Raw genomic sequence first — 21627 nt, forward strand, 5'->3', positions numbered from 1 at the left:
CGCCCCGCTGCGCGAACGGGGCGAAAATGGGCGTGACGGAAACCGGGCCAGGGGGGCCGGGAGGCGGCGTCATGACCTTCGTACAACTCATCGAGTGCAGGACGAGCCGGCTGGACGAGATGAACCGGCTCCTGGACGACTGGGTCGCGCAGACCAAGGGGAGGCGGACGGCGACGCACGCGCTGGTCGGCAAGGACCGCTCGGACGCGTCGCACATCGTGGAGTTCGTGGAGTTCCCGTCGTACGAGGAGGCGATGCGGAACTCGAACCTCCCGGAGACCGACCGCGTCTTCCAGGGGCTTCTCGCCCTGTGCGACGGGATGCCGACGTTCACGGACCTGGACGTCGTGCGGGACGAGCGGCTGGCCGAGGAGACCGTGCGGCGGTTCTTCGCGGCGCTGACGGCTCCGGGCGAACTGCCGCCGCTCAACGACCTGTTGGACGAGGACATCCACAGCCACGACCCGTTCAACCCGCAGGACACCCTGGGGCTGGACAACGCCCGTGCCGAGTACCGGATGTGGCGCGCGGGCTTCGCCCTCACGTTCACGATCGAGGACCTGCTCGTGCAGGGCGAGCGGGCCTGCGCGCGCTGGACCGGCAGCGCCACGCACAAGGGCGAGTTCCTGGGGATCGCGCCCACCGGCCGGCAGGTCGCCATGAGCGGGACCACGATGTTCCGGTTCGGCACCGACGGCAAGATCGCCGAGACCTGGTGGCAGCACGACACCCTGGGGCTGCTGCAGCAGCTGGGCGCGCTGGACGAGTTGGAGCAGTAGCCCGGCGCGGCGGCGGACAGGGCGAAGGCCCGGCCCCCTTCCGGGGCGCCGGGCCTTCGCTGACGAGCGTTCGCCTCAGTGGGCGTGGCTGTGGCCGTGGCCCGCGGCCTCCGGCTCCTCTTCCTTCTTCTCGACGACCAGGGTCTCGGTCGTGAGCAGCAGGGAGGCGATGGAGGCGGCGTTCTCCAGGGCGGAGCGGGTGACCTTCACCGGGTCGATGACGCCGGCCTTGACCAGGTCGCCGTACTCGCCGGTGGCGGCGTTGTAGCCCTGCCCCTTCTCCAGGTCCTTGACCTTGGAGACGATGACGTAGCCCTCCTGGCCGGCGTTCTCGCCGATCCAGCGCAGCGGCTCGACCACGGCGTTGCGGACGACCGCGACACCGGTGGCCTCGTCGCCGGTCTTGTCGAGGTTGCCCTCGAGGACCTTGGCGGCGTGGACCAGGGCGGAGCCACCACCGGAGACGATGCCCTCCTCGACCGCGGCGCGGGTCGCGGAGATGGCGTCCTCCAGACGGTGCTTCTTCTCCTTCAGCTCCACCTCGGTGGCGGCGCCGACCTTGATCACGCACACGCCGCCGGCCAGCTTCGCGAGGCGCTCCTGGAGCTTCTCGCGGTCCCAGTCGGAGTCGGTGTTCTCGATCTCGGCCTTGATCTGGGCGACGCGGCCGTGGACGTCCTCGGTCTTGCCGGAGCCGTCGACGATGGTGGTGTCGTCCTTGGTGACCGTCACGCGGCGGGCGGAGCCCAGCACGTCCAGGCCGGCCTGGTCGAGCTTGAGGCCGACCTCCTCGGAGATGACGGTGGCGCCCGTGAGGACGGCCATGTCCTGGAGCATCGCCTTGCGGCGGTCGCCGAAGCCGGGGGCCTTGACCGCGACCGCGTTGAAGGTGCCGCGGATCTTGTTGACGACCAGGGTCGACAGGGCCTCGCCCTCGACGTCCTCGGCGATGATCAGCAGCGGCTTGGAGGCGCCGGCCTGGATGACCTTCTCCAGCAGCGGCAGCAGGTCCTGGATGGAGGAGATCTTGCCCTGGTTGATGAGGATGTAGGGGTCCTCCAGGACGGCCTCCATGCGCTCCTGGTCCGTCACGAAGTACGGCGACAGGTAGCCCTTGTCGAAGGCCATGCCCTCGGTGAAGTCCAGCTCCAGACCGAAGGTGTTGGACTCCTCGACGGTGATGACACCGTCCTTGCCGACCTTGTCCATCGCCTCGGCGATGAGCTCGCCGACCTGCTGGTCCTGGGCGGACAGCGCGGCGACGGCGGCGATGTCGGACTTCTCGTCGATCGGGCGGGCCGTGGCGAGCAGGTCCTCGGAGACGGCCTTGACGGCGGCGTCGATGCCCTTCTTCAGGGAGGCCGGGGAGGCGCCGGCGGCGACGTTCTTCAGGCCCTCGCGCACCAGCGCCTGGGCGAGCACGGTGGCGGTGGTGGTGCCGTCACCCGCGATGTCGTTGGTCTTGGTCGCCACCTCCTTCACCAGCTGCGCGCCGAGGTTCTCGTACGGGTCCTCGATCTCGACCTCGCGGGCGATCGTGACACCGTCGTTGGTGATGGTGGGGGCACCGAACTTCTTGTCGATGACGACGTTGCGGCCCTTGGGGCCGATCGTCACCTTCACCGTGTCGGCCAGCTTGTTGACGCCGCGCTCAAGGGCGCGACGGGCGTCCTCGTCGAACTTCAGAATCTTCGCCATGACAGCGGAAGCCCTCTCGGAAATCTGTGGGTGAAAAAAGCTGCGCCCCGGGCGCCCGGCTTCTTATCGGTCGCGGGGGCCAGGGGCGCAGCTCAGAGCAGTGGAATGCTCGAGGTGATTACTTCTCGATGATCGCGAGCACGTCGCGAGCCGAGAGGACGAGGAACTCCTCGCCGTTGTACTTCACCTCGGTGCCGCCGTACTTGCTGTACAGGACGACGTCGCCGACCTTGACGTCGAGCGGAAGACGCTCGCCGTTCTCGAAGCGGCCCGGGCCCACGGCGAGGACGGCGCCCTCCTGGGGCTTCTCCTTCGCGGTGTCCGGGATGACCAGGCCAGAGGCGGTGGTCTGCTCGGCGTCGAGCGGCTGGACCACGATGCGGTCCTCGAGCGGCTTGATGGCAACCTTGGAGCTGGTGGTCGTCACGATCCGACCTCCCCCTTCGGAGATCTCACGGGGTTAACTGTCTGAGGTGGCGACCAGGTGGATCCGTCGTCGCGGGTGCCGGACCTGCCCGTCGCGTGTTTGGCACTCTCACGCGTCGAGTGCCAGAGCCGAGACTATGACCGCGATTAGCACTCGGTCAAGCGGACTGCTAATCCGTGCGGCGCGTCGGCCGAAGGACGATCCGGAACCGCCTCCGCGGTCGCCTACAGGTAGTCCTCCAGGCGCCCCACCGTCAGCCCCCGTTGCTGGGCCCTGCGCAGCACCCTGATCGTGCGGTCCCGCAGGGTCCGGCCCGTCGTCTCGTCCGGCCCGACCAGGACGATGTCGCCCCGGCGAAGGCGGTGCTCGCCCCGGGTGTAGGCCAGGTCGGCCGGGGTCGTGACGGCGCGCCACAGGACGAACGCGGAGATGCCGCAGTCGGTGGCGGCGCGCAGGGTGGTCGTGTCGTACGAGCCGTAGGGCGGGCGGAAGAGGCGGGCGCGCAGGCCGAGCCGGGACCTGAGGCGGTCCTGCTGACCGCAGATCTCGGCGCGCTGGCCCGCGTACGGCAGTCCGGCCAGGACGCGGTGGTCGAGGGTGTGGTTCTGGATGCCGGCGCCCAGCTCGCGCAGGCGGGCGAAGTGGTCGTACCGGGGGCCGGCCACGCTGTCGGTGAGGAACATGCTGACCGGCAGCCGCAGTTCGCGGACCATGTCGACGAAGCGGGGGTCCTTGTCGGCGCCGTCGTCGTAGGTGAGGAAGACGACCGGGTCACGGGTGGGGACGTGGTCCATGACCCGGGGCAGGGAGCGGCCGGCGCTGTGCGGGCTCAGGGCGAGGGTGCGGGCGTCCGGCCGGGGCGGGCGGGCCAGGGGCTCGGAAAGGCCCCAGCGGCGGTAGCGCCGGTCCGTGTCGGGGCCCTGCGGGGCGTGCGGCCGGACCTCTTCGGCGGCCTTGCGGCCGAGGCGTTCGATGGGATCGACGGATTGCGCGCAGCCGGTGAGGAGGGTGCACCCCGTAAGGAGGAGGGCGGCGGTCAGCGCCCGGCGCGTGCGGCGGGCGGGGGCGCCGCCGGGGACAGGACCGGGCGCGGGCACGGGAGTTCGCCGGTGGGGCCGGGCCCATGGGCTCCTCCCGCGCGTCACAGGTAGTCCTCCAGGCGGGCCACGGCGTAGCCCTCGCGGGTGACCTTGTTCAGGAAGCGGCGCATGTCGTCGACCATCGTGCCGTCCCACTCGGAGCGGCCGCGGAAGTGCGTGAGGACGATGTCGCCGCGGCGCATCTTCTGGTCGTCCTCGCGGTACTCCCAGTGGTCGACGTACACCTCCTCGTTCCAGATCGGCGCGTACCTGATGCCGCAGGCCTTGGCGGCGCGCAGGCTGTCCTGGTTGTAGTTGCCGTACGGGAAGCGCATGACGGTGGGCGCCCTGCCGAACTGCTTCTTCATGATCTCCTGCATGCCGCAGATCTCGGCCTTCTGGTCCTCGTAGGACAGGCTCGGCAGGTAGGGGTGGTGCAGGGTGTGGTTGTTGAGGGTGTGGCCCTCGGCCTGCATGGTGCGGAAGTAGCCGTAGTCGTCCTTCACCAGGTAGTTGCTGAGGAAGGCGGTGTACGGGATCTTCAGGTCCTGCATCATGCGCAGGAAGCGGGGGTCCTTCTCCGAGCCGTCGTCGATCGTGAGGAAGACGATCTTCTGGTCGGTGGGGATCGTGGTGAAGACCGGGGGCAGGTCCCAGTCCACCTGGTGCTTCACCTCGAAGCCGGCCCGCGCCCTGATCTCCGGCTTCACCCTGGGCGGCGGCGGGGGCGTCAGCGGGACCTCGTTCAGACCCCAGCGCCTGGCGGCGGCGACGAGGCGGGCGTGCTCGGCGGCCTGCCGGGCCCGCAGGATCAGGGCCTGCTCGGGGGCGCCCCGGCCGCCGGGTGCGGGGCGGGTCCCGGCGGGGCGGGTCTGGACGGGACGGACCTCGGCGGGGCCGGCGCAGCCGGAGAGGAGAGCGGCGGAGGCCAGGGCGGCGGCTCCGCAGCCGAGGGCGAGGCGCCCGCAGCGCGACCCATTTTTATCCTTTTGTACGACTGCTCGCATGATGCCGGATCCTCCCAGGAGCGCACCCGGATCCCCGGCCGACACCGCGGCCCGCAGGCGCGCCGTCCACCGACTGGCCCACAATGACCCGGTGAACGACCTCGCTCTCCTGCTCACCCCCGAAGGCCGCGCCCTCCTCGACGAGGTGCGCGACACCGCACCGGCGGACGAACTCGCCGTCGCCACCCGGCTGCGCCGCGACCACCCGGCCGAGCTGGTGTCGGCCGCGCTCGGCCAGGCCCGGCTGCGGCAGCGGGCGGCGGCGAAGTTCGGGGCGGCGGACGCGGGGCGGATGTTCTTCACGCCGAACGGGGTCGAGCAGTCGACGCGGGCCGCCGTGGCGGCGTACCGCGCCGAGCGGTTCACGGCGCTCGGCGTGACCTGCGTCGCCGACCTGTGCTGCGGGATCGGCGGGGACGCGATCGCGCTGGCCCGGGCCGGGATCCGGGTGCTCGCCGTGGACCGGGACCCGGTGACGGCGGCCACGGCCCGGGCGAACGCCGAGGCGCTGGGCCTCGGCGACCTGATCGAGGTCCGCGAGGCCGACGTCACGGAGGTGGACACCGCCGGGTACGACGCCGTCTTCGTCGACCCGGCGAGGCGGGGCGGCCGCGGCCGGATCTTCGATCCCGAGGCGTACTCGCCGCCCCTGTCCTGGGCGGTGGGCACGGCCCGTACGGCTCCCCGCGCCGCCCTGAAGATCGCTCCGGGCATCCCGCACGAGGCGGTCCCCGCCGAGGCCGAGGCCGAGTGGATCTCCGACGGCGGGGACGTGAAGGAGGCGGTGCTGTGGTTCGGCACCGGCGCGCCGGGCGCCGTGCGGGCCACCCTGCTGCCCGGCCCGCGCACCCTGCCCGGCCGGGGGCTGCCCGACCCGGACGTCCGGCCGGTGGGGCGGTACCTGTACGAGCCCGACGGCGCCGTGATCCGGGCGCATCTGGTCGCCGAGGTCGCGCAGGAGCTGGACGGCGGCCTGCTCGACCCCACCATCGCGTACGTCACCGCCGACGAGCGGCGCCCGACCCCGTACGCCACCGCCTACGAGATCACCGACCAACTCCCCTTCAACGTAAAGAAGTTGAAGGCCCTGCTGCGCGAGCGCGAGGTCGGCACGCTGACCGTGAAGAAGCGCGGGTCGGCGGTCGAGCCGGAGGAACTGCGCAAGAAGGTGAAGCCACAGGGACCGAACGCGGCGACGGTGTTCCTGACCCGGGTGGCAGGAGCACCGACGATGCTCGTGGGGCATCCTGCCTAGCCCCGCGCCCTGTTGGTTACGGCAGTTCGGCGACCCGGCGCAGCAGCAGTTCCCGTTCCTGCGCGTTGCGCGCCAGAGCCGCCGCCCGGGTGAATTCCGCGTGGGCCTCCGTCGTGCGGCCGAGGCGGGCCAGGAGGTCGGCGCGGACGCTGGGGAGCAGGTGGTAGTCGCGCAGGGCGGGGTCGGCGGCCAGCGCGTCGACCAGCCGCAGCCCCTCCGCCGGGCCGTCGGCCATCGACACTGCGACCGCGCGGTTGAGTTCGACCACGGGGGACGGCGCACGGGCCGCCAGCAGGGCGTACAGGGTGGCGATGGCACGCCAGTCGGTGTCCTCGTAGCGGTACGCGTGCGCGTGGCACGCGGCGATGGCCGCCTGGAGGGCGTACGGGCCCGGGGCGCCCGCCGCGGTGGCGCGGTCCAGGGCGTGGATGCCGCGGGCGATGAGGCGCCGGTTCCAGCGGCGGCGGTTCTGCTGCGCCAGCAGGACCGGTTCGCCCTGCGGGCCGGTGCGGGCGGCCGTGCGGGACGCCTGGAACTCCAGCAGCGCGGTCAGGCCGTGCACCTCCGCTTCCTTGGGCATCAGGGCGGACAGGACGCGGGCCAGGCGCAGCGCGTCCTCGCACAGGGCGGGGCGCAGCCAGTCGTCGCCGACGGTCGCCGCGTACCCCTCGTTGAAGATCAGGTAGATGACGTCCAGGACCGAGCCGAGGCGGGCCTCGCGGTCGGGGCCCTACGGCAGCTCGAAGGCGACGTTCCTCGTGGCGAGGGTCCGCTTGGCGCGGACGACGCGCTGGGCGATCGTCGGCTCCGGCACCAGATAGGCGCGGGCGATCTCGGCCGTGGTCAGGCCGCCGACGAGGCGCAGGGTGAGCGCGGTGCGGGCCTGCGGGGAGAGCACCGGGTGGCAGGTGGTGAAGACCAGCCGGAGCAGGTCGTCGTCGATGTCGTCCGGGTCGGCCGGCTCCTCGGCCGGCACGGTCGCCGGCTGGTCCCGGCCGATCTCGGCGAGCTTGCGGGCGTAGGTCTCGCGGCGCCGGATCAGGTCGACGGCGCGGTGCCGGGCGGTGGCCATCAGCCAGGCGCCCGGGTTGTCGGGCACGCCGTCGCGGGACCACCGCTCCAGGGCGGCGACCAGGGCGTCCTGGGTCAGCTCCTCGGCGATGCCGACGTCCCGGACGATCCGGGCCACGCCCGCGACGACGCGCGGGGACTCCAGCCGGAAGACGGTCTCGATGGCGTGCGCCGCAGCGGGGTCCGGGGTGCCGGCCCGTGCCGGGGTGGGCTGTGGTTCCACAGCCCACATGCAACACCCCATGCTGCCGGGGGGCCAGCGAACACGAGGTCCTGTCCGGCGGATCAAGGCGCAGGCCAGCAACGGCGCCGATCAGCCAGGCGAGCGGGGCCGTGGGGTCCCTCCCGCGCTGGGGGTGCCCCCTGGGGGAGGGCGTGCCAGGCCTCGCGTCTGCGCCATGACCCGCCGGGCAAGCCCTGGGCCCTGTCGTCACCTTCCCGTCGTCCGCCCGGCGGGCGGGCCGCGCGGCGTCCGGTGCGTACCGGACGCCGCGCGGCAGGCGGTGATGTGACGACAGACCCTAGGCCTCGGCGATCTCCCGCACCTCGCACGAGACGGTCCAGTAGTCCTCGTGCACCTTCAGGAACCGCTTGGCCCACTCGACGGCCTCGGCCTTGTCCTTGCACTGCATGATCGCGTAGCCGCCGACGACCTCCTTGGACTCGGTGAACGGCCCGTCGGTGACGGAGAGCTTGCCGCCCTGCCAGCGCACCGTGGTGCCCTGGACGGCGGGGGTCAGCCCGGCGGTCTCCAGCATCACGCCGGCCTTGGTGACCTCCTCGATCAACTGGCCCATCCGCTGCATCAGCTCCTCGCTGGGGCCGGCGGGGGCGGTGGACTCGTCGATGTGCACGATCGACAGATAGCGGGGCATGGTGACTCCTTCGGTCCGGGTGGTGGGGTCCGTCCCCGCCACTCACCCATGCGTCGAACGGAGAGACCGGGAATCGACACACCTCCGGAAATATTTTCTTCAGCGCAGGGACGCCCACAGCGCACTCGCCGCCGGCTCCTTCGCGATCACCCGGTTGGGGTCGGAGGGGGCGGTGACGACCGGCATCATCACCGTGGTCACCTGGCCGGCGGTCAGGCCCTTCAGGCTCTCGCCGAGGCTCATCAGCGCGTTCAGGGAGCCGAGGCCGGTGTCCGTGGTGAGGCTGGCGGTGGCCGCGTCGGCGACCCGGTAGAGCCGGGCCGGGTCGGTGAGCAGGCTGGTGCTCGCCATCTGCTCCAGCAGGGCCTTGACCAGCTTCTGCTGGAGCCCTATCCGGCCGAGATCGCTGCCGTCCCCTATGCCGTGCCGGGTGCGGGCGAGGGCCAGGGCCTGCGTGCCGTCGAGGTGGTGGGCGCCGGCGGCGAGGTCGAGGTGGCTGTCGGCGTCGTGGATGTCCTGGTCGGTGGTGACATCGACCCCGCCGAGGGCGTCCACCAGCTTGGCGAAGCCGGAGAAGTCGATCTCCATGAAGTGGTCCATGCGGACGCCGGTGATCGACTCGACGGTCTTCACGGCGCACACCGGACCGCCCACCTCGTAGGCGGTGTTGAGCATCGCGCCGTACGCCACCGCCGTGGACCGGCCCGCGGACAGCGGGCAGGACGGGCGGGTGACGAGGGTGTCGCGCGGGATGCTGACCACGGTGGCCCGGGTCCGGCCCGCGTCGATGTGCACGACCATCGCCGTGTCCGAGCGGGCGCCCGAACTGTCGCCGCCGCCCAGCTTGCGGTTGGCCGTGCCGCTGCGCGAGTCCGAGCCGAGGACGAGGATGTTCAGGGCGCCGGAGGGCAGCGGGGAGGCGGAGGCCGAGGGGGACGGGGCGGTCATCGGCCGGGCGGGGCGGTCGCCGCCCAGCGCGCCGTCGACGTCGACGCTTCGGATGTTGTGGTCGAGATGCCAGTACGCCCAGCCGACGGTGCCCCCGCACAGCACCAGCACCCCCGCCAGAGCGAGGCCGACGATCTTCAGCGCTCTCGACCGCCGGCCCGCCGGTCTGCCCGTGTCGTCCTGCTCGCCGTGCCCCTCGTGTCGCGTCACGGCACAGGAAGGTAAGTCCGAATTATTAGGGGACTGTTAGCGGAAGCGGTGGGAGTCGGTTTTCTTCGGAAATTCTCATCCCGCATGTTTCGGCCGCCCGACCGACTGACGTCTCGGCAGGCGCCGCTGAGCGCTCCGCTGGAAGTGCCGCAATGTGCCGTCGGTCATCCGCGGGTCCGTCGCGGCTGGTCGCGCCCACGCGGCGGAGCCGCGTATCGATGGAGCCCCGCGCCCTTCGGGGCGCCGCCGAACCGCACCGGACTTCGCCGGACCCGCTCAGACCGCCGCAGGCGCATCCGTGCTCGACCGCACCACCAGGCTCGTCGCCAGCTCCACCCGGGTCGCCGCCCGCTCCGCCTGCTCGCGCCCCAGCTCCAGGACCAGCCGGGCGGCCGCCTCGGCCATCTCGGTCAGCGGCTGCCGTACGGTCGTCAGCGGCGGGCCCACCCAGCGGGCCACCGGCAGATCGTCGAAGCCGACCACGCTGAGGTCCTCCGGGATGCGCAGCCCCAGCTCGCGGGCGGCCTCGTACAGGCCGAGCGCCTGCAGGTCGTTGCCCGCGAAGACGGCGGTGGGCCGGTCGGGGCGGCGCAGCAGCTCCAGGCCGAGCCGGTAGCCGGCGTCGTGGTGGAAGTCGCCGCCCACGATCAGCGAGGGGTCGACGGGCAGCCCGGCCGTCTCCAGTGCGGCCCGGTAGCCGTCGACCCGGGCGCGACTGCACATCATCCGGGACGGGCCGCTGATCGCACCGATCCGGGTGTGGCCGAGTTCGACCAGGTGGCGGGTGGCGGCGAGGCCGCCCTGCCAGTTGGTGGCGCCGATGGAGGGCACGTCGGGGCCCGGGTCGCCGGCCGGGTCCATCACCACGAACGGGATGGACCGGCTGGTCAGCAGCGCCCGCTGGGACTCGTCGAGCCCGGACAGTACGAGGACCACGCCGTGCGGGCGGCGCGCGGCGACCTGGTCGGCCCAGGTCCGGCCCGGAGTGAGCCGCCCGGCCGACTCCGACAGCACGACGCTCAGCCCGGCGTCCCGGGCCACGTTCTCCACGCCCCGGATGACCTCCATCGCCCAGGCGCTCTCCAGCTCGTGGAAGACCAGGTCGATCAGCGGGGAGCGGGACGCCTCGGCGCGCCGGCGCCGGTACCCGTGGGCGCGCAGCAGCTCCTCGACGCGGGTGCGGGTCGCCGGGGCGACATCGGCACGGCCGTTGAGCACCTTCGAAACAGTCGGAGCGGACACCCCGGCCTCACGGGCGATTTCGGCGAGGGTCGCCGTCTGGGTTTCTGTGGGCTTCGAAGGTTTCATGCCCGGGATCGTATCCCGGCCGGGCCTCTTGACGAAGGCCGGTGCGCGCCATAGATTCCCGGAACATTCGAGATAATTTACGAAACATTCGCGATCCTCCTTCACCGACCGCACGGGCGTGCGGGTGGTGGAGCCGGGCGCGCTGGAGCTGCGGCTGGCCCTCGGGCACGGACGTACGGCACACCGCCCGGCTCGAACCGACCGGGCCGGTCCGGGTGGTGGGGGCACAGCGGCGGCTGCGCTGCGAGGTCCCGTCCGACGAGGCGTGCGCGAACAGCGCGAACCTTGGCAAAAAGCAAGCCCTGTGCCGCGCGTGTTCAGGAAGCGTTCAGGTTGCCCCTGGGAGGGTCGGGCCGCACGCGACTCCCCCCACAGGAGCACCCTTGACGACGATGCCTTCGACGACGTCCCCGATGACGAAATCCGTCATGAAGAAGCTGCCCGAGGTCACACTCGCGTTCTGGATCATGAAGATCGCGGCGACGACCCTGGGCGAGACCGCGGGCGACCTGTTCGCCCAGACCCTGAGGCTCGGCTACTTCCTCACCACGATCGCCCTGTTCGCGGTCTTCGTGGTGACGCTGGTGATCCAGCTCCGCTCGACGCGCTACAACCCGTTCTTCTACTGGACCGTGATCCTGTCGACCTCCATGGCCGGCACCACCATGTCCGACTTCATGAACCGGGACGACAGCACCAAGTACCTCTCCGGCGGCGCCACTTCGCTCGGCTGGGGCCCGCAGGGCCTCGGCCTCGGCTACCCGGAGGGCGCCGCGATCCTGATCTCCCTCCTGCTGCTGATCTTCCTCGGCTGGAAGCTGAGCGGGATGACCTTCCAGATCACCGAGATCGTCACGTTCCGCGGCGAGGCCCTTTTCTGGTCGGCGATCCTGGTCTCCAACACGCTGGGCACCTCGATGGGCGACTTCCTGTCCGACAGCTCGGGCCTCGGCTACCTGGGCGGTGCCGCGCTGGTGACCGGTCTCCTGCTGCTCCTCGTCGCCCTGATGAAGGTCCCGGCGGTGCCGAACGTCCTGCTCTTCTGGATCGCCTTCGTCCTGACCCGCCCGCTCGGCGCCACGGCCGGCGACCTGCTGACCAAGCCGGTCGCCAAGGGCGGGCTCGACCTGGGTACGGCGGGTTCCTCGGCGGTGCTGCTGGCCGTGCTGTTCGGCATGATGGCGTACGCGCAGCTGAAGGAACGGCGGGCGGCGGTACCGACCCCTCAGGCGGAGACGCCGCGGCCGCAGCGGGCCGGGCGCCGGTAACGCGAAACCCCGCCCCGGAAGATCCGGGGCGGGGTTTCTCTGGAGCGCCGGGCAGGCCTTGCACCTGCATCTCCCCGCAGGAAGCGGGACGTCTTTCCTTGGACCACCAACGCACTGCGTCCGGGTCGGTTTCCGTTTCCGGTTTCCGGCCGTTCGCTGTGTGATGATCATAGCGCACTTCGGCCGGACCTCTCAACCTCAGCCCTCGGCCACTGCTTCGAACCGCCAGCGATGCACGCCCCGGGTCACCAACTCCGTGTCCGGCTCGGGCAGTTCGGGCAGCTCGGCGTCGTACGGCGCGTCCCACCACGTGATGACCAGCACCCGGTCCTGCGGCGCCCGGAGGGTCTCGCGGCGCAACGGCTCGGCGGCGAGCGGCTGTTCGCGGACCCAGGCCAGCAGTTCCTCACCCCGGCCGGCGACGGCCCGGGCCTCCCACATCAGCGCGACCGTCACGAGTACAGGTTCTCCTTGCTGACCTCGTGCACATGGTCGTGGCCGCCGGGGACATGGGTGTCCGTCACCGGCAGGGAGGAGTCGGCCGACAGGTCCCAGCCGGAGGCGGCGCGGCCCCGGGCGACCATCTCGGCGCCGAGGGCCGCCACCATCGCGCCGTTGTCCGTGCACAGCTTGGGACGCGGGACGCGCAGCCGGATCCCGGCGGCCTCGCAGCGCTCCTGGGCGAGGGCACGCAGCCGGGAGTTGGCCGCGACACCGCCGCCGATCATCAGGTGGTCGACGTCCTCGTCCTTGCAGGCGCGGACCGCCTTACGGGTGAGCACGTCCACGACGGCCTCCTGGAAGGAGGCGGCCACGTCGCGGACCGGGACCTCCTCGCCGGCCGCGCGCTTCGCCTCGATCCAGCGGGCCACGGCCGTCTTCAGGCCGGAGAAGGAGAAGTCGTAGGCGGGGTCGCGCGAACCGGTCAGGCCGCGCGGGAAGGCGATCGCCGTCGGGTCGCCCTCGCGCGCGTACCGGTCGATGACCGGGCCGCCGGGGAAGCCCAGGTTCAGCACGCGGGCGATCTTGTCGAAGGCCTCGCCGGCCGCGTCGTCGATGGTCGCGCCCATGGGCCGTACGTCGGAGGTGATGTCCGACGACAGCAGCAGCGAAGAGTGGCCGCCGGAGACCAGCAGGGCCATGGTCGGCTCGGGCAGCGGGCCGTGCTCCAGCTGGTCGACGCAGATGTGCGAGGCGAGGTGGTTGACGCCGTACAGGGGCTTGCCGAGGGCGTAGGCGTACGCCTTGGCCGCCGAGACGCCGACGAGCAGCGCGCCCGCGAGGCCGGGGCCCGCGGTCACGGAGATGCCGTCGAGGTCCTTCGCCGAGACGCCCGCCTCCTTCAGCGCGCGGTCGATGGTGGGGACCATCGCCTCCAGGTGGGCGCGGGAGGCCACCTCGGGGACGACACCGCCGAAGCGGGCGTGCTCGTCGACGCTGGAGGCGACGGCGTCCGCCAGCAGGGTGGTGCCCCGGACGATGCCGACGCCGGTCTCGTCGCAGGAGGTCTCGATGCCGAGGACGAGAGGTTCGTCAGCCATGGTTCTTCTCTTCGGTCGCTTCTTCGGTGGCTTGGTCGGTGATCAGACGCATGACGAGCGCGTCCACGTTGCCCGGCTGGTAGTAACCGCGCCGGAAGCCGATGGGCTCGAAGCCGTAGCGCTCGTAGAGCTTCTGGGCGCGGACGTTGTCGACCCGGCACTCCAGCATCACCTCGTGACACTCGAACGCGGTCGCCGCACGCAGCAGTTCGGCCAGCAGCCGCCCGCCGAGGCCGGTGCCCTGCTGCTCGCGGGCGACGGCGATGGTCTGCACGTCGGCCTGTTCGCCGGACGAGGCGAGGCCCGCGTACCCGACGATCCCGCCCTCCCCCTCGGCGACCAGGTAGCGGCGGGTCGCCTCGGGGCCCCGGGAGTGGGCCAGCTCGGACCAGAACATGCCCCGGGACCAGGCGTCCTCGGGGAACAGGTCCTTCTCCAGCTCCAGGACCCGGTCGATGTCCCACCAGCGCATCTCGCGCAGTCGCACGGTCACGTCGGTCACTTCGGGGTGACCACCTTGTAGTTCTTGGGCACCTGCGCGTCCGGGCGGCGCAGGTACAGCGGCCGGGGGGCGGGCAGTTCCTCGCCCGCGGCGAGCTTCTCGGCGGCCAGCGCGGCGAGCGCGGCGGCGGAGACGTGCTCGGGTTCGAGAGCGTGCGGGAACGTGTCCGGGTAGAGCAGGGCTCCTGCGCCGACCGCGGGCAGCCCCGCGACCCGCTCGGCGATGTCGGCCGGCCGGTCCACGGCCGGGTCGGTGAGCCGGGTGCGCGAGTCGGCGTACGTGGCCCAGTAGACCTCCTTGCGCCGGGCGTCGGTCGCCACGACGAACGGGCCCTTCTCGATGTCGGCGGCGTAGGCGAGGCCGTCCAGCGTGCACACGCCGTGCACGGGGACGCCGAGCGCGAGGCCGAAGGTGTCGGCGGTCATCAGACCGACGCGCAGACCGGTGTAGGGGCCGGGCCCGACGCCGACGACGATGCCGGTGACCGCCTCCAGCGCGAGTCCGGCCTCGGCGAGGACCCGGTCGACGGCCGGCAGCAGCAGCTCTCCGTGCCGGCGCGCGTCCACCTGGCACGACGAGGCGACGACGTCCGTGCCGTCGTGCAGCGCGACGGTGACAGCGGGTGTTGCGGTATCCAGAGCGAGCAAGAGCACGCGAACAGCCTACGGCGCCGACGGCTCGGGCATCGCCGTCCCGGTCGGACGGTCACTGACTGCTACGGTCTGTACGAAGTACGACATATCGCATGAGGGCGGACCGAGGCAGAGGTGAGACACGTGGCAGGGACCAGCTCGGGGATCGTGGCCGGCCTCACCGCGCTGGCCGTCGGTGCCGTCGGCTTCCTCGCCTACCAGGCCCACACGGCCGGGCCGGTGAGCCCGGCCGGGCGGCCCGGGGCGACGGCCTCACCCTCGGTCACCCCCGGCAAGGCACCCCGGGACCGTCGGCACCCGACGGCCCTGCCGAGCGGCTCCGGCAGGGGTGAACGGGTCGTGTACTCGCTGGACGACGACCGGGTCTGGCTGGTCGACCGCACGGACCGGGTGGAGCGCACCTTCGCGGTGAACCCGGGCACCGTCGACCCGCCGCCCGGCTCGTACTGGATCACCTCCCGCTCCAGCGCGGTCATCGGCACCGACGGCGCGCCGATCGAGCACGTCGTGCGGTTCACCAGTGTCGACGGGCTGGCGATCGGCTTCAGCGCGGCGGTGGGCACACCGCCTCCGGCCGATCCCGGTGTGCGGACCGGAGGGGTCCGGGAGAACCGGGCGGACGGCGAGGAGATGTGGAAGTTCGCGACGATCGGGGTGCCGGTCGTCGTGATCCGTTAGGCGGCGGGGCGCTCCGCGGGGGATCGGGGGAGGCCGTCGTGCGGGTGCGGCCGCGTCGTGGTTTCTCGCGCAGTTCCCCGCGCCCCTTCGGGGCGCTCCGGCGGTCTGGAGACTGCGTCCGCCGCCGCGCAGGACGCCAGCAGCTCGTGCATCGAGACCCGGGTGGGGCCGGTCGCGGTCATGGACGCCTCCTGAGGTGCGGGGGCGGGCGAAGTTAGGTACGCCTAACTACGGGCTGGGTACCATATGACCACGCCCGGGACGTCCTGCGCAATATCTTGCCGACGGCCTGTCGGAATCCTGATGTTCCCCGCCCAGGCGGAGGCTCAGGCGGCCAGCGTCTCCAGGCCGGCCTCCGCCCAGCGCTCTCCCAGTCCGGTCACGGTCAGGTGCCGTACCTCGTCGGTCGTGTCGCCGACGGCGCGGTGGATGAGGACCTGGAGCCGGTCCTCGGTCAGCTCCTCGACCTTGCCCTCGCCCCATTCCACGACGATCACCGAGTCGGACAGCGAGACATCGAGGTCCAGGTCCTCCATCTCGTCCAGGCCGCCGCCGAGCCGGTAGGCGTCGACGTGGACCAGGGGCGGGCCGTCGCCGAGAGAGGGGTGGACGCGGGCGATCACGAAGGTCGGCGAGGTGACCGCGCCGCGCACGCCCAGGCCCTCGCCGAGCCCGCGGGTCAGCGTGGTCTTGCCCGCGCCCAGCTCCCCGCTGAGCATCACCAGGTCGCCCGCGCGCAGCAGTTTGGCCAGCCGGCGGCCCAGCTCCCGCATCTGCTCGGGCGAGGTGATCGTCAGCCGCGTCTCAACGGGGCCCTGCGGTGCTGCTGGTGCTGCCGGTCGTTCCATAGCCACTAACCGTAGCCCCTGCCGGCACGGCACCGGCGCGGGTGAGCAGGTCGGCGAGACGGTCGGTGACCGCTTCCGGGTGCTCCAGCATCACCAGGTGCCCGGCGTCCGGCACGAGCACCAGCTCGCACTCGGGCAGCAGGTCGGCGATGACCTCGCTGTGCTCGCTGGGCGTGACCAGGTCCTGCACCCCGGCCAGCACCAGCACGGGCATGTCCTGGAAGGAGGCGAGGGCCTCGGTCTTGTCGTGGTCGGTGAAGGCCGGGTAGAACTCGGCGACCACGTCGATCGGCGTCGACTCGATCATCCGCTCGGCGAACCGCTCGACGGCCGGATCGACCTCCCGCCCGGCGAACGAGTACCGCTTGATGATCCCGGCGAACAGCTCGGCGGTGGCCCGGCGCCCCTTCTCCACCAGCTCCGCCTGCTGCCCGAGCGCCTTCAGCACGCCCGGCAGGATGCGGCGCACCGCGTTGACACCGGCGATCGGCAGCCCGAAGTTCACCTCGCCGAGCCGTCCGGACGACGTGCCGACGAAGGCGGTGGCGACGACCCGGTCCCGGATCAGCTCCGGGTACTGGGCGGCGAGGGCCATCGTCGTCATCCCGCCCATCGAGTGCCCGACCAGCACGACCGGCCCCTCCGGTACGGCGGCGTCGAGTACCGCCTTCAGATCACGGCCGAGCTGGTCGATGGTGACCGGCACCCGGTCCCGGGTCTGGGCCACCCCCCGGCCGGAGCGGCCGTGGCTGCGCTGGTCCCAGTGCACGGTCCGCACGACGCCGCGCAGCGCCGCCCGCTGGAAGTGCCAGGAGTCCTGGTTGAGGCAGTAGCCGTGGCTGAAGACGACGGTGACGGGAGCGGGCGCCTTGCGGCCGAACAGCCTTCGCCGGCGCGGCGAGACGTGTGGGCCGGTGTCCGGCTCGACCTCCTCGACCTCGTAGTACAGCTCGGTGCCGTCGTCGGCGATCGCCTTGCCGGGGGTGCCGCGCAGGGTGCCGTAGGGGCCCGCGGAGTCCAGGGCCAGCCGGGCCTTGCGGCGCATGCCGCGGCCGACCGTCATCCGCTCGACCGCGACGCCGGCCGCCGCGCCCGCCGCGAGCACGCCTATCGCGGCACCGGCGATGCCGGTCGCCCGGCGCCAGCCGCCGGCCGCTCCCGCGGAGGCGGCGGCCGCCGAGGCGATGACGCCCGCCACGGCCTCCGCACTGCTCTCGCTCACTGCCGCTCCTCTTCGCCGGGTGCGATCGATGGTGCCGTTGTCGCCGCCGTAACAGGTATGACCGGTGTTACACGTGATACGGGTCGCGTTCCGCCCAACGGACTAACGGAGTCTTCCCCGTTCCCGGGGACTCGTTCACATGTCCGCGTTCACATAGACGCGGGGAACGCGGGTTCCGATGCGCGTGACGATCTCGTACGCGATCGTGCCGCAGGCCTGCGCCCAGTCCTCGGCGGTGGGCTCGCCGCGGTCACCGGGCCCGAACAGCACGGCCTCGCTGCCCACCGCGGGCTCGTCGCCGCCGAGGTCCACCACGAACTGGTCCATGGCGACCCGTCCGGCGACCGTGCGCCACTTGCCGTCGACCAGCACCGGACCGGTGCCGGAGGCGTGCCGCGGGATGCCGTCCGCGTAGCCGACCGGGACCAGGCCGAGGGTCGTCGCGCCGGGTGTGACGTAGTGGTGGCCGTAGCTGACGCCGTGTCCGCCGGGGACGTGCTTGACCTGGGCGAGGGAGGCGCTGAGCGTCATCACCGGGCGCAGTCCGAAGTCGGCCGGCGTGCCCAGCTCGGGGCTCGGCGAGATGCCGTACACGGCGATACCCGTGCGAACCAGGTCGAAGTGGGTCTCGGGAAGGGTCAGCGTGGCGGGCGAGTTGGCGATGTGCCGCACCTCGGGGCACACCCCCTGCTCCTCGGCGTACGCCACCATCTCCCGGAACCGGTCGAGCTGGGCGGCGATGGACGGATGCCCGGGCTCGTCCGCGCAGGCGAAGTGCGACCACAGTCCGGTGACCCGCACCAGTCCCTCGGCCTCGGCGGCGAGGGCCGCGCCGACCAGCTCGGCCCAGTCGGCCCCGGGCTGGCAGCCGTTGCGGCCGAGCCCGGTGTCCGCCTTGAGCTGCACCCGCGCGGGCCGGCCGGCCGCGCGGGCCGCCAGGACGGCCTCGCGCAGCGCCCACATCCCGCTCAGGGACACGTCGATGTCGGCCTCGATCGCCTGCCGCCAGGGCCCGCCGGGCACCCACAGCCAGCACAGGATCCGCCCGGGCAGCCCGGCCGCGCGCAGTGCGAGGGCCTCCTCGGCCGTGGCCGTACCGAGCCAGGTCGCGCCCGCCGCGAGGGCCGCGCGGGCGCACGGCAGCGCCCCGTGGCCGTACCCGTCGGACTTGACGACGGCCATCACGGCGGCGCCCTTCGCCCGGGCGCGCAGGGTGCGCACATTGGCGCTCAGGGCACCCAGGTCGATCTCGGCGCGGGCGCGCAGGGGGGCGGTCGGCTCAGCTGCTGTCTCACTCATGGCGCCCCCAGTGTCTCAGAGGACCTCGCCGGCTCCTCAGGTACCGGGCCTGCGCCCCCACACATAGACGTGGTCGCCCTTCTTCAGCACACCCCACAGTGTCTTCGCGTCGCCGAGCCTCAGATTGACGCAGCCCCAGGAGCCGACGGTGGTGTAGACGGTGCCGTAGACGGCGTGGAAGGCCTCGCCGCCGTCGAAGAACTGGGCGTAGGGCATGGGCTGGTGGTAGAGGCTCGACACGTGGTTCTTGTGCCGCCAGTAGACCGTGTGCCAGCCCTTGCGGGTGAGGTGCCCCGGGCGTCCGCTGCGCATCGGCACCGGCCCGAACACCACCCGGGAGCCCCGCTGCACCCAGGTGAGCTGCCGGTCCAGATCGACACAGGCGACGGTGTACGACCGGACGGGGCACTTCCGGTCCGCGTTCGGGTCCTTCCGGGCCGAGACCAGCATCATGGTCGCCCAGGTGACGGGCCCGGCGAAGCCGCTCGCGGGCTTGATCTTGTACTTCAGCTGGAAGGCGCGGACGGCCCTGCAGTCGGCGGCGGACTGCCTGCCGTCCACCCTCAGCTTCAGCCAGCGCTCGACCTGGCGCTGGTACGGCCCGGTCTGCTTGCTGCACGACACCTTGGCGACGGCGTCGGAGAGCGGCACGTACTCGATGAGGTCGTACGCCCCGGCCGCCGCCTGCCTGGGCTCGATGCGGTCCTCGCGGGGGGTCGGCGCGTACACGTCCGGCGCCAGCACCTGGTCGGGTGTGTCGATCTGCCCGGGCTGGCCGACCGGGGCCACACCGGGGACGAGTTCGGTTTCGGGTTCGGTGCGGGGGGCGGGGGGTGCCGGCCTGGCCACCCGGGCGGGCGCGGCGCCCGCGGCGAGGGTGCCGGCCGGCAGCGCCGTCACGGTGGCGAGCAGCACGGCGACACCCCGGGACGCGATTCGTCTGCTGATCATGCGATCAGCCAAACGTGCGGCCCCGCCGGTTCGGCGATGCCGCGCGGACGGGGTCACCCGAGCGGTTCAGGACCCCGCCGAGCCGGATCGCCCGGCGTCACGGATCCGCTCAATACCTCACATCCCGCCACGCCTCCGGGATCCGCCCGGCGACGTCGTGCGCCCCCGCCGGAGCCCCCCGCGCCCCGAACCTCCCGCCGCAACCGGCCCGGCACCGGCACACCGACGGTGCCGCCGTGCCTGAGGAGCCCGCCCCACCCCGACCGGCCCACCACCGACCTGCCGACGCCGCCGCCCACCCCTCAATACCTCACATCCCGCCACGCCTCCGGGATCCGCCCGGCGACGTCGTGCGCCCCCGCCGGAGCCCCCCGCGCCGCGAACCTCCCGCCGCAACCGGCCCGGCACCGGCACACCGACGGTGCCGCCGCGCCTGAGGAGCCCGCCCCGCCCCGACCGGCCCACCACCGACCTGCCGACGCCGCCGCCCACCCCTCAATACCTCACATCCCGCCACGCCTCCGGGATCCGCCCGGCGACGTCGTGCGCCCCCGCCGGAGCCCCCCGCGCCGCGAACCTTCCGGCGAGACCGTGCAGATACGCGGCCGTGCTCCCCGCGTCCAGCGCCCGGAGGCCGGCCGCCAGCAGTGACCCGGCGAGCCCCGAGAGCACGTCACCACTGCCCGCCGTGGCCAGCCAGGAGGTGCCCGTGGCGTTCACCCGCACCGCGCCGCCCCCGGCGTCGGAGACCAGCGTCGTGGACCCCTTCAGCAGCACGGTCGCCCGGTACACCGCCGCCAGCTCCCGCGCGGCCGCCAGCCGGCGGCCCTCGACCTCCTCCCGCCGCACCCCCAGCAGCGCGGCCGCCTCCCCGGCATGAGGGGTCATCAGCGTCGGTGCCGTACGCCCCCGCACCGCGTCCCGCTCGGCCAGCCGCAGCCCGTCCGCGTCGAGCAGCACCGGCACGTCGGCGCCGAGCACCTCGGCCACGGTCGCCGCGTCCTCCCCGGCGCCGGGTCCGGTCACCCACGCCTGCACGCGCCCCGCCTTCGCCGGCCCCCGGTCCGAGACCAGCGTCTCGGGGAAGCGCGCGATGACCGCGTCCCCGGCGGGACCGACGTACCGTACGGCTCCGGCCCCGCCCCGCAGCGCCCCGGACACGGCGAGCACGGCCGCCCCCGGATAGCGCGCGGACCCGGCCGCGATCCCGACGACGCCCCGCCGGTACTTGTCGCTCTCCGCCCCCGGCACCGGCAGCAGCCGCGCCACGTCGGCGTGCTGCAAGGCCTCCAGCTCGCCCTCGCCGGGCAGTTCGAGCCCGATGTCGACGAGCCGTACGACCCCGGCGTACTCCCGCGCCGGATCGACCAGCAGGCAGGGCTTGTACGTGCCGAAGGTGACGGTCAGATCGGCCCGCACGGCGGCCCCGCGCACCTCCCCGGTGTCGGCCTCGACCCCGCTGGGCAGATCCACGGCCACCACGGCGGCCCGGGACAGCTCGGCCGTCTCGGCGAGCGCCGCCGCCTCGGCGCGCAGCCCGCCCTTCCCGCCGATCCCGACGATCCCGTCCACGACCAGATCGGCGCGCTCGATCAACTCCTCGGCCGTGGCGGCGGAGTCGGCCGCGACCGCGCCGCCCGCCCGCCGCAGTGCGGCCAGTCCCCCGGCGTGCGCCCGCTCGGGCGCCAGCAGCACGGCCGTGACGCCGGCTCCGCGCCGGGCCAGCCGGGCCCCCGCGTACAGCGCGTCCCCGCCGTTGTCCCCGCTGCCCACGAGCAGCACCACCCGGCTGCCGTACACCCGTCCGAGCAGTTCCGCGCAGGCCGCGGCCAGTCCCGCGGCGGCCCGCTGCATCAGCGCGCCCTCCGGCAGCCGTGCCATGAGGGCCCGTTCGGCCGCCCTTACCGTCTCCACGCTGTACGCAGTACGCATGGCACCGAGTCTGCCCCGCACCCCCCACCCGTCACACCCACCCCTGCCCGGGCCCCGGCACCACCCCACCCCTGAC

The 21627-nt window shown here is 72.8% G+C and carries 20 protein-coding genes and 1 pseudogene; 4 read left to right on the forward strand and 17 right to left on the reverse strand.

Annotation, left to right across the window (positions count from 1 at the left end; all coding sequences use genetic code 11):
• Positions 1-71 precede the first annotated feature (71 nt).
• Positions 72-779: an ester cyclase gene (locus BIV25_RS00865; protein WP_071370112.1), complete on the forward strand. Its 708-nt coding sequence runs from the start codon at positions 72-74 to the stop codon at positions 777-779.
• 75 nt (positions 780-854) lie between these two features.
• Here BIV25_RS00865 and groL read toward each other — a convergent pair whose 3' ends face one another.
• From groL to BIV25_RS00885, 4 genes are all read right to left on the reverse strand, one after another.
• Complete coding sequence (gene groL / locus BIV25_RS00870) at positions 855-2477, reverse strand: chaperonin GroEL (protein WP_071370113.1); 1623 nt, start codon at positions 2475-2477, stop codon at positions 855-857.
• A 118-nt stretch (positions 2478-2595) separates the two neighbouring features.
• Positions 2596-2904: a co-chaperone GroES gene (gene groES, locus BIV25_RS00875; RefSeq protein ID WP_057584642.1), complete on the reverse strand. Its 309-nt coding sequence runs from the start codon at positions 2902-2904 to the stop codon at positions 2596-2598.
• Positions 2905-3128: 224 nt separating this feature from the next.
• Entirely contained in the window at positions 3129-4001 is an 873-nt protein-coding gene (locus BIV25_RS00880) for a polysaccharide deacetylase family protein (protein WP_371272970.1), read from the reverse strand.
• Positions 4002-4045: 44 nt separating this feature from the next.
• Positions 4046-4990 carry a polysaccharide deacetylase family protein gene (locus tag BIV25_RS00885; protein WP_071370114.1) on the reverse strand — a complete coding sequence of 315 codons (945 nt, stop codon included), beginning with the start codon at positions 4988-4990 and terminating at the stop codon, positions 4046-4048.
• Between the two features lie 91 nt (positions 4991-5081).
• Here BIV25_RS00885 and BIV25_RS00890 point away from each other — a divergent pair, with 91 nt between their 5' ends.
• The gene (locus tag BIV25_RS00890) at positions 5082-6245 is read left to right on the forward strand and encodes a class I SAM-dependent methyltransferase (RefSeq protein ID WP_071370143.1); all 1164 of its coding nucleotides are present in this window, start codon (positions 5082-5084) and stop codon (positions 6243-6245) included.
• A 16-nt stretch (positions 6246-6261) separates the two neighbouring features.
• On the opposite strand, the pseudogene BIV25_RS00895 reads toward BIV25_RS00890, so the two are convergent.
• The 4 genes and pseudogenes from BIV25_RS00895 to BIV25_RS00910 all read right to left on the reverse strand — a co-directional run bounded on the left by BIV25_RS00895 (position 6262) and on the right by BIV25_RS00910 (position 10657).
• Positions 6262-7548, reverse strand: a pseudogene (locus tag BIV25_RS00895) (RNA polymerase sigma factor).
• A gap of 289 nt (positions 7549-7837) precedes the next feature.
• A complete protein-coding gene (locus tag BIV25_RS00900) occupies positions 7838-8191 on the reverse strand; it encodes a YciI family protein (RefSeq protein ID WP_071370115.1) in 354 nt (117 codons plus the stop codon).
• 99 nt (positions 8192-8290) lie between these two features.
• Positions 8291-9349 (reverse strand): LCP family protein, encoded by a 1059-nt coding sequence (locus BIV25_RS00905; RefSeq protein ID WP_177235111.1) that lies wholly within the window; start codon positions 9347-9349, stop codon positions 8291-8293.
• A gap of 276 nt (positions 9350-9625) precedes the next feature.
• A complete protein-coding gene (locus BIV25_RS00910) occupies positions 9626-10657 on the reverse strand; it encodes a LacI family DNA-binding transcriptional regulator (RefSeq protein WP_071370116.1) in 1032 nt (343 codons plus the stop codon).
• A gap of 413 nt (positions 10658-11070) precedes the next feature.
• Between BIV25_RS00910 and BIV25_RS00915 the strand changes: the two genes are divergently transcribed.
• On the forward strand, positions 11071-11925 hold the full coding sequence (locus BIV25_RS00915) for a hypothetical protein (protein WP_071370117.1): 855 nt from the start codon (positions 11071-11073) through the stop codon (positions 11923-11925).
• 198 nt (positions 11926-12123) lie between these two features.
• Here the strand turns inward: BIV25_RS00915 and BIV25_RS00925 are convergent, their stop codons facing one another.
• The 4 genes from BIV25_RS00925 to tsaB are packed head-to-tail and all read right to left on the reverse strand — an operon-like array spanning position 12124 to position 14621.
• On the reverse strand, positions 12124-12381 hold the full coding sequence (locus tag BIV25_RS00925; protein ID WP_071370118.1) for a hypothetical protein: 258 nt from the start codon (positions 12379-12381) through the stop codon (positions 12124-12126).
• A complete protein-coding gene (gene tsaD / locus BIV25_RS00930; protein ID WP_071370119.1) occupies positions 12378-13466 on the reverse strand; it encodes a tRNA (adenosine(37)-N6)-threonylcarbamoyltransferase complex transferase subunit TsaD in 1089 nt (362 codons plus the stop codon). Before tsaD ends, BIV25_RS00925 begins: the two co-directional genes overlap by 4 nt.
• Entirely contained in the window at positions 13459-13938 is a 480-nt protein-coding gene (rimI, locus tag BIV25_RS00935; protein ID WP_071370145.1) for a ribosomal protein S18-alanine N-acetyltransferase, read from the reverse strand. The genes tsaD and rimI overlap by 8 nt, the downstream gene beginning before the upstream one ends.
• Before the next feature lie 26 nt (positions 13939-13964).
• Positions 13965-14621 (reverse strand): tRNA (adenosine(37)-N6)-threonylcarbamoyltransferase complex dimerization subunit type 1 TsaB, encoded by a 657-nt coding sequence (gene tsaB, locus BIV25_RS00940; RefSeq protein WP_071370120.1) that lies wholly within the window; start codon positions 14619-14621, stop codon positions 13965-13967.
• Between the two features lie 123 nt (positions 14622-14744).
• On the opposite strand from tsaB, the gene BIV25_RS00945 reads away from it, so the two are divergent.
• Entirely contained in the window at positions 14745-15299 is a 555-nt protein-coding gene (locus tag BIV25_RS00945; RefSeq protein WP_071370121.1) for a L,D-transpeptidase, read from the forward strand.
• A gap of 326 nt (positions 15300-15625) precedes the next feature.
• Here the strand turns inward: BIV25_RS00945 and tsaE are convergent, their stop codons facing one another.
• From tsaE to BIV25_RS00970, 5 genes are all read right to left on the reverse strand, one after another.
• Positions 15626-16147, reverse strand: coding sequence for a tRNA (adenosine(37)-N6)-threonylcarbamoyltransferase complex ATPase subunit type 1 TsaE (gene tsaE / locus BIV25_RS00950; protein WP_079176353.1), 522 nt, complete (start codon positions 16145-16147; stop codon positions 15626-15628).
• Complete coding sequence (locus tag BIV25_RS00955; protein ID WP_071370123.1) at positions 16104-17369, reverse strand: alpha/beta fold hydrolase; 1266 nt, start codon at positions 17367-17369, stop codon at positions 16104-16106. The genes tsaE and BIV25_RS00955 overlap by 44 nt, the downstream gene beginning before the upstream one ends.
• Before the next feature lie 135 nt (positions 17370-17504).
• On the reverse strand, positions 17505-18668 hold the full coding sequence (alr, locus tag BIV25_RS00960; protein ID WP_071370124.1) for an alanine racemase: 1164 nt from the start codon (positions 18666-18668) through the stop codon (positions 17505-17507).
• Positions 18669-18704: 36 nt separating this feature from the next.
• A complete protein-coding gene (locus BIV25_RS00965; RefSeq protein ID WP_071370125.1) occupies positions 18705-19619 on the reverse strand; it encodes a L,D-transpeptidase family protein in 915 nt (304 codons plus the stop codon).
• Positions 19620-20114: 495 nt separating this feature from the next.
• Entirely contained in the window at positions 20115-21551 is a 1437-nt protein-coding gene (locus tag BIV25_RS00970; protein WP_079176354.1) for an NAD(P)H-hydrate dehydratase, read from the reverse strand.
• Positions 21552-21627: the final 76 nt, after the last annotated feature.

This window comes from Streptomyces sp. MUSC 14 (assembly GCF_001866675.1).
Taxonomy (GTDB): domain Bacteria; phylum Actinomycetota; class Actinomycetes; order Streptomycetales; family Streptomycetaceae; genus Streptomyces.